Source organism: Streptomyces sp. NPDC051664 (genome assembly GCF_044453545.1).
GTDB lineage: Bacteria > Actinomycetota > Actinomycetes > Streptomycetales > Streptomycetaceae > Streptomyces.
Window position 1 is genome coordinate 241259 of sequence record NZ_JBITCU010000007.1, and the last position, 13095, is coordinate 254353.

Consider the following 13095-nt stretch of genomic DNA (forward strand, 5'->3'; position numbering starts at 1 on the left):
GACGCCCGCCCCCCGGCCCGCCTGTCGCGTCTCCCGCGGCACGCGGTCCGGCGGCCCTGTGTCCCTGGGGAGAAGTTCGGGGCCCGCGCGCCCCGCGCAAACCTGCCGCCCTCCCGTCCGCACCGGCCCACCAGGGCTGCCTACGCCCTCTCCACCCCCAGCTCCGCATCCATCGCCGCGCGCAGCCGCAGCGTGGAGACGAGGCGCCGGAATGCCTCCGACCAGTAGCCGGCCGCGCCCGGTGACGCGTCTTCCGGCTCGGCCGGGGTGGTCGTGAGGACCTCCAGGCGGTCGGCCTCCGCCGGGTTCAGGCAGCGCTCGGCCAGCCCCATGACGCCGCTGAAGCTCCATGGGTAACTACCGGCGTCGCGGGCGATGTCGAGCGCGTCGACGACCGATCTGCCGAGCGGCTCCGCCCAGGGGACCGGGCAGACGCCCAGGAGCTGGAACGCCTCCGACAGGCCGTGCGCGGCGACGAAGTCGGCCACCCATGCGGCCCGTTCCGTACCGGTCAGCGTGGTGAGGAGCTTCGACCGCTCGGCGAGCGACGCCGTACCGGGCCCGTTCGACGGGGGGAGCGAAGGGGCGCCGAGCAGTGCGCGCGCCCACTGCGGGTCGCGCTGCCGCACCGCCGCCCGGCACCAGGCGGCGTGCAGCTCCTCACCCCAGCCGTCGGCGACGGGCAGGGCGACGATCTCCTGCGCCGTACGCCCGCCGAACCGCGCCGGCCAGACGGACAGCGGGGTCGCCTCCACCAACTGGCCGAGCCACCACGATCGTTCGCCCCGTCCGGACGGCGGCACCGCCACCACGCCGTCGCGCTGCATCGCGGCGTCGCATTCGTGGGGCGCCTCCACGGCGACGGTCGCGGCGCCCGCTGTCAGGTCAGGGTTCACGCACGACGAAGCGCGGGCCGCCATCCGCCCGGCCAGCGCCGACTCAGGCAGTGCGGACAGCAGCTCGGCGGCCGTCGCGCGCACATTGCGGCTGCGGTCGGAGAGGGCCTGCTCCAGGAAGGGTTCGTCCGCGGCGGACAGCCCGGCGCGCAACGAGTCCAGGAACATCAGCCGGTCCTCGGCGCGCTCCGTCGGCCACGTGCTGGTCAGCAGTGCGAGCGCACCACCCGGATCGTGCGCCCGTACGGCCCCGAGCAGGCCTACGCGCTCGGCGAACAGACCCTCCTCCCACAGCCGGTGCACCGCATCGGCGTCGGTCACATCGGGCAGCAGCGAGCTTCCCGACGAGCCGCGCAGCGCGAACTTCCACTCGGGGTTCAGCCCGGCCAGCCACAGCCCGCGCGGCCCGGCGAACGCCAGAGCCTGCGGCCGCAGGTCGGTACGTGCCCGGGCCGCGTCCAGAAGGGATGGCAGCAGCGACGCCGGGGCCCGGAAACCGCGCTGATCGGCGGCGGCCAGCCACTGCGGGATCAGCTCCGTGAGATCGGGCGCCGCGCCGCGCCGGCCGCCCGCACCGCTCGGCGCCGACCGGTCGGCGAGCAGCTGGGCGAGCCTGCGGCGTGCGGCGGGCGGCAGGGGCGGCCGCGGGTCGGCGGGCGCCGTCCCGGGCCGGGCGGCCGCAGCGGCGGGCCGCAGTCCGGCTCTGCGTCGCACCGTGTGCAGCGCCGCCGCATCCAGCAGCGCGATCGGCCCCGGCCCGGCTCCCGCCGCGAGCGGTCGGTGGTCGGTGCCGAGCAGCGCCGATGTGACGAGCTCTTCCCATGCGGTGGTCGTACTGGGCATCGGTTCTGTACCGGGCATCGGTCCTCCTCAAGGGGTCAGATGAGCGGCACGGTCTCGGCCGCACCGTCGTCGGAGCTGTCGGCCCAGGCCGCGAGCGGGTCGAAGCCGCGGTGGCCGCATTCGCCGAAGACCGTGACCGGAGCGCCGCCGGAGATCGCCACGAGCTTCCACAGACCCGGCCGGGACAGTGCCGACGGGGCGACGGGCAGGGCCGTATCGCCTGCCGCGTCCACCAGCTGCCAGCCGTCGCCCGACGGCACCGGTACGACCCCGCGCAGGGTGACCGGCCAGGACTCCAGCCAGGGGTCGTCCCGCAGGGCGCGCCCGTACGCGGCGACCGCGGCCGTCGCCGTGGAGCCCGGCGGGGGAGTGCCGGTCGGCACCGGCGCACCGAACTGCCCGCCCAGCTCCGCCCTCAGTTGCCCGGCCCCTCGATACGGCGTGACCTCGGCGTCGACGGTGACGCCCACCGGCAGGGCCTGGCCTGGGGAGCGTCCGGCCGCCCCGAAGGACAGCAGCAGTGCGGTGCGGCCCGAGTCCCTTCCGTGCAGCCAGATCCGGCGTGTGACGATCTTGCCGTCCGGGGTGTCGTACTGGGCGAGGACCAGCCAGTGGTCGCGGACCGGTGGGCCGTCGGCGGGGGCCGTCAGCCCCACCCGCGTGCGGACCGTCGCCGCCAGCGGCTCCGGCAGCCGGTCGATGCCCAGCCACGCGGTGTCCAGCAGATGCAGCAGCGCACACTCCTCGAGCAGCCGCACCGGCCAGCCGGGACCGGACGCCGGGATCGCCCCCAACTCCCTCACCCGGCCCGCCAGTCCGGGCGCCTGGGCGTCGACCATGCGAGCCGCCGTCTCTTCCCACAGCCCGTACCCCGACTGGTCGGCCGCCGCCAGGCCTCCGCGCAGCAGATCTGTCAGCCGCTGCTCCAACTCCTGGGCGCCGCCGGTGATCCGCTCGGCCCGGCGCTCGGCTCGCCGCCTCGCGGCCGCCGGGTCGGCCGGGCCCGCACCGGTGCCGACCGCGCCGCCCCCGGCCGGCTCGGCCTTCTGCGCCGCCCGTCTGCGACGGCCGTCCAGCCACTCCCCGGCCCAGTCCGGCACCTCCGCCGGTCCGGGCGCCGCCTCGTCCGACGCCCAGAGCAGCAGGAGCCCCAGCGCGTGCTTGCACGGGAACTTCCGGCTGGGGCAGCTGCACTTGTACGCCGGGCCTGTCGTATCGACCACCGTCCGGTACGGCTTGCTCCCGCTTCCCTTGCACAGCCCCCACACCGCACCCGATCCGTCGCATCCCGCGCCGGACCACGGACCGGCCGAACCGAGCCTGCCGCCGGCCTTGCGTGACGACTCGTCAGGAGCCAGGGCCAGGACCTGCTCCACCGTCCAGCGCACCACCGGAGCCGCGGTGCGCATGGGTTCTCCCCCGTGAGTTAGCAGCATGGCAACGACGGTAGGGCGCGGCACTGACAATCGCTCCGACCTGCGGAAAGGCTGTGGGAAGGGCCGATTGTCAGTGGCGTGGTGCACGGTGGGAACCACATCCGGTCGACCGATCTGGAGGGGGATCCATGACCGTGTCCGAAACCACCGCAGGCGTCCGCGCAGAGGCTCTGCGCCCGCACGCCGAGGACGCTTTCGCCGTCGAGCTGAAGGCGCTCGCGGCCGCCGACGACCGCCCGCGGCCCGAGCGTTGGAACCTGTCGCCCTGGGCCGTGGCCACCTACCTGCTCGGCGGCGTTCTGCCGGACGGGGCAGTGATCACACCCAAATATGTGGGCCCGCGCCGCCTCGTCGAGGTCGCCGTGACGACGCTCGCCACCGACCGCGCCCTGCTGCTCCTCGGCGTTCCCGGCACCGCCAAGACATGGGTCTCCGAGCATCTCGCGGCCGCCGTCAGCGGCGACTCGACGCTGCTGGTCCAGGGCACGGCGGGCACGCCCGAGGAAGCCGTACGTTACGGGTGGAACTACGCGCAGTTGCTGGCGCACGGGCCCAGCCGCGACGCACTGGTGCCCAGCCCGCTGATGCGTGCGATGTCCGAGGGCATGACCGCGCGGATCGAGGAGCTCACCCGCATCCCTGCCGATGTGCAGGACTCGCTCATCACGATCCTGTCGGAGAAGACGCTTCCGCTCCCCGAGCTGGGCCAGGAGGTCCAGGCCGTCCGCGGGTTCAACGTCATCGCGACGGCCAACGACCGCGACCGCGGGGTCAACGAGCTGTCCAGCGCACTGCGCCGCCGGTTCAACACGGTCGTGCTGCCGCTGCCCGCCACGCCCGACGCCGAGGTCGACATCGTGTCCCGGCGCGTCGACCAGATCGGGCGCTCGCTCGACCTGCCGGCCGCCCCCGACGGCATGGTCGAGATCCGCCGGGTGGTCACGGTCTTCCGTGAACTGCGCGACGGCGTCACGACCGACGGCCGCACCAAGCTCAAGTCCCCTTCGGGCACGCTGTCGACGGCCGAGGCCATCTCCGTCGTCACCAACGGCCTGGCGCTCGCCGCCCACTTCGGCGACGGGGTGCTGCGCCCCGGCGATGTCGCGGCCGGCATCCTCGGCGCCGTCGTCCGGGACCCTGCGGCGGACCGGGTGGTCTGGCAGGAGTACCTGGAGACGGTGGTCCGTGAGCGGGACGGCTGGAAGGACTTCTACCGCGTCTGCCGCGAGGTCTCCGCGTGACCGGGGACGCGCCCGCCGCCGGGCCGCTGCTGCTCGGGATCCGGCACCACGGTCCCGGATCGGCCCGCGCGGTCCGTGCCGCACTGGACGCCGCCGGACCTCGGGCCGTCCTCATCGAGGGGCCGCCCGAGGGTGACGCACTGCTGCCGCTCGCCGCCGACGAGCGGATGCGGCCGCCAGTGGCGCTGCTCGCCCATGCGGTGGACGACCCGGGCCGGGCGGCGTTCTGGCCGCTCGCCGAGTTCTCGCCCGAGTGGGTCGCGATCCGCTGGGCGCTCCGCCACGACGTGCCGGTCCGCTTCATCGACCTGCCCGCGGCGCACTCCCTGGCCATGACGGACTCCCCGGCCCCGGGACCGGACCACGACCACGACCACGACCAGGAACAGGGACGAGCAGGTGACGGTGATGCCGCCGGGGCGGTGGCCGCACCTCCGATCGACCCCATCGGGGTCCTTGCCGAGGCCGCCGGGTACGACGACCCCGAGCGCTGGTGGGAGGACGTCGTCGAGCACCGCGCACCGGACGGGCGGCTCGTCGACCCGCGGGCCCCGTTCGCCGCGCTCGGCGAGGCGATGGCGGCACTGCGCGAGGTGTACGGGGACGGCGGGCACCCCCGCGACGCCGTCCGCGAGGCGTACATGCGGATCCAACTGCGTTCCGCGCGAAAGGAGTTCGGGGACGATGTGGTCGTCGTCTGCGGAGCCTGGCATGTGCCCGCGCTCGGCGCGAGGACGACCGTCACCGCCGACAAGGCCCTCCTCAAAGGGCTGCCCAAGGTCAAGACCGAGCTGACCTGGGTGCCCTGGACCCATCGGCGGCTCGCCCGGCACAGCGGTTACGGGGCGGGGATCGACTCGCCCGGTTGGTACGGGCACCTCTTCTGCGCCCCCGACCGCCCGATCGAACGGTGGATGACCAAGGTCGCCGGACTCCTGCGCGACGAGGACCGTTTCGTGTCGTCCGCCCATGTCATCGAGGCTGTGCGGCTCGCCGGGACCCTCGCCGCCCTGCGCGGCCGACCGCTCGCCGGGCTGAGCGAGACGACCGACGCGATCCGGGCCGTGATGTGCGAGGGCTCCGACGTGCCGCTCGCGCTCGTACAGGACCGGCTCATCGTCGGCGAGACGCTCGGAGAGGTGCCGGACACCGCCCCCGCCGTGCCGTTGCAGCGCGACCTCGCCCGGCTCCAGCGCGCGCTGCGGCTCAAACCGGAGGCGCTGGACCGCGAGTTGGAGCTCGACCTCCGCAAGGACACCGACGCGGCCCGCAGCCGCCTGCTGCACCGGCTCCGGCTCCTCGCCGTCCGCTGGGGCGAACCGGCCGCCGGCCGGGGGAGCACCGGCACGTTCCGGGAGAGCTGGCGGCTGCGGTGGGAGCCCGAGCTGTACGTGCAGGTCGCCGAGGCCGGGATCTGGGGCACCACCGTGCTGACCGCCGCGACCGCCAAAGCGGAATCTGAGGCCGTGTCGGCGACCGCGCTCGCCGAGGTCACCGCGCTCGCCGAGCGCTGCCTCCTCGCCGAACTGCCTGACGCACTGCCCGTCGTGATGCGGGCGCTCGCCGACCGGGCCGCGCTCGACGCCGACGTGGGACACCTGGCCGACGCGCTGCCTGCCCTGGCCCGGACCCTGCGGTACGGGGACGTACGGTCCACCGACACGGCGGCGCTCGGCGAGGTCGCGGCCGGGCTCGCCGAGCGGATCTGCGTCGGGCTGCCGCCCGCCTGTACCGGACTTGACGCCGACGGCGCCGCCGAACTGCGCCGGCAGGTGGACGGGGTGCACACCGCGATCGGGCTGCTCGCCGGTGCGGTACCGGCGGACGGGCTCCGTGAGCGCTGGACGGCCGTGCTGCACAAGCTGGCCGCCCGGGACACCGTCGCCGGCGTCATCCGGGGCCGTGCGGCCCGGCTGCTGCTCGACGAGGGGCGGCTCGAAGAGGACGACGCGGCACGGCTGATGGGCCTCGCCCTGTCGCCCGGCACGCCCCCGGCCGAAGCGGCGGCCTGGATCGAGGGCTTCGTCGGCGGGGCCGGCGGGGGCGGCATGCTCCTCGTCCACGACGAGCGGCTGCTCGGCCTGGTCGACGCCTGGCTGGCCCGCGTCCCCGCGGACACGTTCACCGATGTACTGCCGCTGCTGCGTCGCACTTTCTCGGCCTACGAACCGGGCGTACGGCGCACGCTGGGCGAGCTCGTACGCCGCGGCCCGGCCACCGGCGGGCAGGCCGGGACCGTCACCGGCACGACAGCCCCCGGTTTCGGCCCCGCCCTCGACGAGGAACGGGCGGAGGCGGTGGTGCCCGTACTGCGGCTGCTGCTGGGCATGGACGCCGGGGACGCAGAGGGTGCCGACGCGGACACCGTCGGCAACGCCATGGAACCGCTGGGGGCAACAGGATGACGACGGCCACGGACACAGCCACACCGAGGACCGGGGCAGGGGCCGGACGCGGCGCGGCGGACGACGAACGGCTGCGGCGCTGGCGCATGGTGCTCGGCGGGGACAGCGCCGAGACCACCGGCTGCACCCTCACCGGACGGGACGCCGAGATGGACGGCGCACTGAACGCGCTGTACGGCGGCGGGGGCAGGCCTGGCGGCCGGGGCGGGAGCGACCGCTCGGCCGGGCTCGGCGGCTCCGCCCCCTCCGTCGCCCGCTGGCTCGGCGACATCCGTACGTACTTCCCCAGCTCCGTCGTCCAGGTCATGCAGCGCGATGCGATCGACCGGCTGGGTCTGTCGGCACTGCTGCTGGAGCCGGAGATGCTGGAGGCCGTCGAGGCGGACGTCCATCTCGTCGGAACGCTGCTCTCGCTCGACAAAGCCATGCCCGAGACGACGAAGGAGACGGCACGAGCCGTCGTACGCAAGGTCGTCGACGACCTGGAGAAGCGGCTCGCCACCCGCACGAGGGCCACCCTGACGGGCGCGCTCGACCGCTCGGCGAGGATCAACAGGCCCCGCCACCGCGACATCGACTGGGACCGCACCATCCGGGCCAACCTCAAGAACTACCTGCCGCTTCCGGGCGGGGACGGAGCCGGCACGGTCGTCCCCGAACGGCTCATCGGGTACGGGCGGGCCGCGCAGGCGGTGAAGAAGGACGTCATCCTCTGCATCGACCAGTCAGGATCGATGGCCGCGTCCGTCGTCTACGCCTCCGTCTTCGGCGCGGTGCTCGCCTCCATGCGGACGCTGCGGACCAGGCTCGTCGTCTTCGACACGGCCGTCGTCGACCTCACGGACCAGCTGGACGACCCCGTCGACGTGCTCTTCGGCACCCAGCTGGGCGGTGGCACCGACATCAACCGGGCACTCGCCTACTGCCAGTCCAGGATCACCCGCCCGGCCGAGACGGTCGTCGTCCTCATCAGCGACCTCTACGAGGGCGGCATCCGCAACGAGATGCTGAAGCGCGTCGCCGCGATGAAGGCCTCCGGTGTGCAGTTCGTGACGCTGCTCGCCCTCTCCGACGAGGGCGCTCCCGCCTACGACCGTGAACACGCGGCGGCGCTCGGCGCACTGGGCGCACCGGCGTTCGCGTGCACCCCGGATCTTTTCCCGGAGGTGATGGCCGCCGCACTGGAGAAGAGGCCACTGCCCATACCGGACAAGGAGACCCATCAGTAACAAGGGACTTGCGTCAACCCGGGAGGGTCGTGCAAGCATCGTCCCGTCGTCCGCGGAGGACTGCGTTCCGCACCCCGCGCCATCTGGGAGGGCTCACTCCGACGTGACCGCTGCAGCTGTTCGTTCTGTCGCCGACCCGCGCCCGGTGCGCGGGCCGGTCGGCCGACGCGCGCTGCAGGTGGTGCTGTTCCTCGGCGGACTGCTGGCCCTCGGCCTCGTCTTCGGAGCCGAGGCACACGCGGCGCAGCCACCCGTTCCGTCGCTTCCCGCCGCGGGGAAGACAGTTGTGCACGGGGCCGGGGCGACGGACAGGGGTGCCGATGCGGCAGCCGAGCCCGTGGATGTCCCGAAGGCCGAAGCGGCGACGGGGGTTCCGGACGCCTCCGCCCCGGCGCCGACGCACGTTCCGGTTCCGGCCGCAGCGCCACCGGGCGCGCCGGCTACTGAAACGCGCGCCAGGCCGAGGGCCGCTTCCACCGCCTCCGCGTCCGCCACTTCGGTTTCCGGTGCCTCCGCGGCTTCCAGCGCCTCCGCGTCCGCCGCCTCCGCTACCTCCACCACGACCTCCGTTTCCACCGACTCCGCGACGTCCGTCGCCGTTGCCGGTGCCCGGTCGGTTGTCAGGACGACGCGGGACACCGTCCGGTATCTCGCCCGGCCGGTCGGCGTGGCGGTAGAGGGGGTCGGCACGGCCGTCGACAGCGCTGCCGTCGTGCTCCCGGACGTGTGGGCGCTGCCCGCCCGGCTGCTGCTTCCCCTTACAGCCGTCGATGCCCCTGCCGATGGGCGTCCCGGCCACGGTTCCTCCGGCGGCGGAGCCGCGCGCGCTGCCGCACCCGCACCGCGTCCGGTCTGCGGGTACACCTCTGAGGCCGACCAGGGCCGAAACTTCGTCACCATGCTGAGCGGCACCTCCGCGAGCGGGACGGACAGCCGAGTACCCGCGCCGCGGTACGGGCCGGCGCCCGAGCGGGCGCCCCTCGATCCCCGTGGTGGCTTCGGGCACCCCTCCACCACCGAGGCCCATGGGCCGCGCGGCGGCGAACAGCAGGCCATTCCGTTCGCGGGCGGTGCCTCCTTCGGGCTCATACGCGGTGCCGGTCTTCCGGCGACCGTCGCCCCGATGCGCGACAGGTCCGGCGACATCCTCGAATTCCCCGGCTAGGGCAGGCCGTTCCCCCGCCTCGACCTGCCGCGCGGGGGCGGAACAGGTCTGCCCGCTGTCCGGACGACTCCGGACCGTCGAAACGCATTCGAAGGATCTGACACACATGCACCAGAACATCCGCCGTTCCATAGCAGTCGCCGCCACGGCCACCGGAATGTGGGCCCTCGGGACCGCCGTAGCCAGTGCGGACGAGCTGCCTGTCTCCGTTCCGCTCTCCACTCCCGACAACGCGGCCGACGCGGTAGACGGGGTCGCGGAGCTCAAGGACACCGTGCAGAAGGAGACCGCCGGGGCGAAGGCAGCTGCCGGGGCCGTGGTCGCGCAGGCGACGTCCGGCCCGGGCGCCAAAGCCGCGGGGCAGGTCGACCGCGTGACGGGCGGCCTCGAGCACCGGGTGACCGGCGTCACAGGCAAGCTCACGGGCGCCGTCGACCGCGCCGACGGCGTGGACGTCCAGGACGCACAGGCCGTGCAGGACCTGTCCGGTCTGTCCGGCACAAATGCCCTGCAGGACCTGCAGGGCCTCCCCGGCCACGACGTCCCGGCCGCGCCCGACGCACCGATCGATTACCTCTTCGGCCCGATCGACCAGATCCCCGGCTACGTGCAGAGCACCGCCGGCGGCGCCGCGACCACCGCGCAGGGCACCGCCCAGGGTGCTCTCACAGAGGCCGGGCCGGTCGTCGGCCAGACCTCCGACGCCGTGCTCCCGCCCATCGTGGCCGAGGCGGTCTCCGCGGTGCTGCCGGTCGTCGACCAGGCGCTCGGAGATGTCGGCACCCTGGTTCAGGGTGTGGTCTCCGAGGTCGCTCCGTTCGCCGACGGCGTCGTCGGGCAGGCCGCCCTGCCCTTCGTGTACGGCGTCACGGCCGAGGTCCAGCCGCTGACGTACGGCGCGGTCGGCGCGGTGCAGCCGTTCGCCGGGGGTGTTGTCTCCGACGTGCAGCCGTTCGCGGGGGGCGTCGTCTCCGAGGTGCAGCCGTTCGCCGGAGCAGTCGTCTCCGACGTGCAGCCGTTCGCGGGGGGCGTTGTCTCCGAGGTGCAGCCGTTGGCTCAAGGGCTGACCGGGGACGCGGTCGCCCCGTTCGCACAGGGCGTCGCGACCCAGGTGATGCCGCTGGCGCAGGGTGTCGGCGCGCGGGTGCAGCCGTTCGCGGGCGGCCTCGCGGGCACGGCGGGCGGCGACGCGCGCCCGGCCGTCGACAACGTGGCGCACGGTGCACAGGGTCTGACGTCGGTCGCCCCCGACTTCGTCACCGACGTGGTGCCGTCCTTCACCGCTCCGGAGTACCCGGCCCAGGAAATCTGAGACCTCTCGGACCTCTGAGGGCAGTCCCCGGCCCGTCGCCGGGCGGTTCCCCGTCGTGTTCGGACCACTCCGTCCGGACCGCGGGAACCGCCCGGCCCCGGGTCCCCTCTCTCCACCACCACTCACGTGCCGTTTTGTCCACTGCGACCCGGCTACCAGCACGATCTGTGACCGTAATCACCGCCCAGGTGTGAGCCGCGATTTAGGGTCCTGTGGAGCTCGGGGATAACCTGCGGGATGGACATGCCGCGTACCCGGACACCGTGTGCGCTTTCCTTGTGACAGAGCTAGTCACGTTGCCCCTCGCGGCACGCCCACGCAGAAAACGAACCGCGAGACCACTGAAAAGGGACGGACGCGCGTGGACCTGTTCGAGTACCAGGCGAGGGACCTCTTCGCCAAGCACGGTGTACCGGTGCTGGCCGGTGAAGTCATTGACACGCCTGAGGCAGCCCGCGAGGCGACCGAGCGGCTGGGCGGCAAGTCTGTCGTCAAGGCGCAGGTGAAGGTCGGCGGCCGCGGCAAGGCCGGCGGCGTCAAGCTGGCCGCCACCCCCGACGAGGCGGTCGCCCGTGCGACCGACATCCTCGGCATGGACATCAAGGGCCACACGGTCCACAACGTGATGATCGCCGAGACCGCGCCGGAGATTCTTGAGGAGTACTACGTCTCGTACCTCCTCGACCGCACCAACCGCACCTTCCTGGCCATGGCCTCGGTGCAGGGTGGCATGGACATCGAGGAGGTTGCGGAGAAGAGCCCCGAGGCCCTCGCGAAGGTCCCGGTCGACTCCAACACCGGAGTCACGATCGAGAAGGCCCGCGAGATCGTCGCCCAGGCGAACTTCCCGGCCGAGGTGGCCGAGAAGGTCGCCGAGGTCATGGTGACGCTGTGGGACACCTTCGTCGCCGAGGACGCGCTCCTCGTCGAGGTCAACCCGCTCGCCAAGGTCGCCTCCGGCGACATCCTGGCGCTGGACGGCAAGGTGTCTCTCGACGAGAACGCCGACTTCCGTCAGCCCGGCCACGAGGCCCTCGAGGACAAGGCCGCGGCCAACCCGCTCGAGGCTGCCGCCAAGGCCAAGAACCTCAACTACGTCAAGCTCGACGGCGAGGTCGGCATCATCGGTAACGGTGCCGGTCTGGTCATGTCGACCCTGGACGTCGTCGCGTACGCCGGTGAGCACCACGGCAACGTGAAGCCCGCCAACTTCCTCGACATCGGTGGCGGCGCCTCCGCCGAGGTCATGGCGAACGGCCTCGAGATCATCCTCGGCGACCCGGACGTCAAGTCCGTCTTCGTCAACGTCTTCGGTGGCATCACCGCGTGTGACGAGGTCGCCAACGGCATCGTCCAGGCCCTGGAGCTTCTGAAGTCGAAGGGCGAAGAGGTCACCAAGCCGCTGGTCGTGCGCCTCGACGGCAACAACGCGGAGCTGGGTCGCAAGATCCTTTCCGACGCCAACCACCCGCTCGTGCAGCGCGTGGACACCATGGACGGCGCGGCCGACAAGGCCGCTGAGCTCGCCGCGGCTGCGAAGTAAGGACGAGGGACTCCAACACCATGGCTATCTTCCTCACCAAGGACAGCAAGGTCATCGTCCAGGGGATGACCGGTGCCACCGGCATGAAGCACACCAAGCTCATGCTCGCCGACGGCACCAACATCGTCGGTGGCGTGAACCCGCGCAAGGCGGGCACGAGCGTCGACTTCGACGGCACCGAGGTGCCGGTCTTCGGCTCCGTCGCCGAGGCGATGGAGAAGACGGGCGCGAACGTGTCCGTCCTCTTCGTGCCGCCGGCCTTCGCCAAGGCCGCCGTCGTCGAGGCGATCGACGCCGAGATCCCCCTCGCCGTCGTGATCACCGAGGGCATCGCCGTCCACGACTCGGCCGCCTTCTGGGCGTACGCCGGCTCGAAGGGCAACAAGACCCGGATCATCGGCCCGAACTGCCCCGGCCTGATCACCCCCGGCCAGTCCAACGCCGGCATCATCCCGGGCGACATCACCAAGCCCGGCCGCATCGGTCTCGTGTCGAAGTCCGGCACGCTGACCTACCAGATGATGTACGAGCTCCGTGACATCGGCTTCTCGTCCGCCGTCGGCATCGGTGGCGACCCGGTCATCGGCACGACGCACATCGACGCCCTGGAGGCGTTCGAGGCCGACCCCGAGACCGACCTGATCGTCATGATCGGCGAGATCGGTGGCGACGCCGAGGAGCGTGCGGCGGACTTCATCGCGAAGAACGTCACCAAGCCGGTCGTCGGCTACGTCGCGGGCTTCACCGCCCCCGAGGGCAAGACCATGGGCCACGCCGGCGCCATTGTCTCCGGCTCCTCCGGCACCGCCCAGGCGAAGAAGGAGGCCCTCGAGGCCGCCGGCGTCAAGGTCGGCAAGACGCCGACCGAGACCGCCAAGCTGGCGCGCGAGATCCTCGGTGCCTGACAGCTGCATCGCAGCTGATCCGCTGTATCGCTGATACTGCGTGTACTGCGCGGGCCCGTACCCCTCTTCGGGGGTACGGGCCCGCGCCGTTCTGATTCGGGTTCGATCCGGGTGTGATGC

The 13095-nt window shown here is 72.9% G+C and carries 9 protein-coding genes; 7 read left to right on the forward strand and 2 right to left on the reverse strand.

The genetic code is table 11. The features are described 5' to 3' along the window. Positions 1–140: 140 nt before the first annotated feature. Together ACIA8E_RS16480 and ACIA8E_RS16485 are read right to left on the reverse strand one after the other, a co-directional pair. A complete protein-coding gene (locus tag ACIA8E_RS16480; protein WP_399298500.1) occupies positions 141–1757 on the reverse strand; it encodes a DUF5691 domain-containing protein in 1617 nt (538 codons plus the stop codon). Positions 1758–1774: 17 nt separating this feature from the next. Further along, positions 1775–3148 (reverse strand): SWIM zinc finger family protein, encoded by a 1374-nt coding sequence (locus tag ACIA8E_RS16485; RefSeq protein WP_399298502.1) that lies wholly within the window; start codon positions 3146–3148, stop codon positions 1775–1777. Positions 3149–3303: 155 nt separating this feature from the next. On the opposite strand from ACIA8E_RS16485, the gene ACIA8E_RS16490 reads away from it, so the two are divergent. The 7 genes from ACIA8E_RS16490 to sucD all read left to right on the forward strand — a co-directional run bounded on the left by ACIA8E_RS16490 (position 3304) and on the right by sucD (position 12975). Next, complete coding sequence (locus ACIA8E_RS16490) at positions 3304–4416, forward strand: AAA family ATPase (protein WP_399298504.1); 1113 nt, start codon at positions 3304–3306, stop codon at positions 4414–4416. Then, positions 4413–6821, forward strand: a complete 2409-nt coding sequence (locus ACIA8E_RS16495; protein ID WP_399298506.1) for a DUF5682 family protein — start codon at positions 4413–4415, stop codon at positions 6819–6821. Before ACIA8E_RS16490 ends, ACIA8E_RS16495 begins: the two co-directional genes overlap by 4 nt. After that, positions 6818–8050: a VWA domain-containing protein gene (locus ACIA8E_RS16500; RefSeq protein ID WP_399298508.1), complete on the forward strand. Its 1233-nt coding sequence runs from the start codon at positions 6818–6820 to the stop codon at positions 8048–8050. The genes ACIA8E_RS16495 and ACIA8E_RS16500 overlap by 4 nt, the downstream gene beginning before the upstream one ends. Before the next feature lie 103 nt (positions 8051–8153). Next, the gene (locus ACIA8E_RS16505; RefSeq protein WP_399298510.1) at positions 8154–9215 is read left to right on the forward strand and encodes a hypothetical protein; all 1062 of its coding nucleotides are present in this window, start codon (positions 8154–8156) and stop codon (positions 9213–9215) included. Between the two features lie 106 nt (positions 9216–9321). Next, a complete protein-coding gene (locus ACIA8E_RS16510; protein ID WP_399298512.1) occupies positions 9322–10527 on the forward strand; it encodes a hypothetical protein in 1206 nt (401 codons plus the stop codon). Between the two features lie 361 nt (positions 10528–10888). After that, positions 10889–12070, forward strand: coding sequence for an ADP-forming succinate--CoA ligase subunit beta (gene sucC, locus ACIA8E_RS16515; protein WP_399298514.1), 1182 nt, complete (start codon positions 10889–10891; stop codon positions 12068–12070). Positions 12071–12090: 20 nt separating this feature from the next. Further along, a complete protein-coding gene (sucD, locus tag ACIA8E_RS16520) occupies positions 12091–12975 on the forward strand; it encodes a succinate--CoA ligase subunit alpha (protein ID WP_399298516.1) in 885 nt (294 codons plus the stop codon). The last annotated feature ends 120 nt before the right edge of the window (positions 12976–13095 follow it).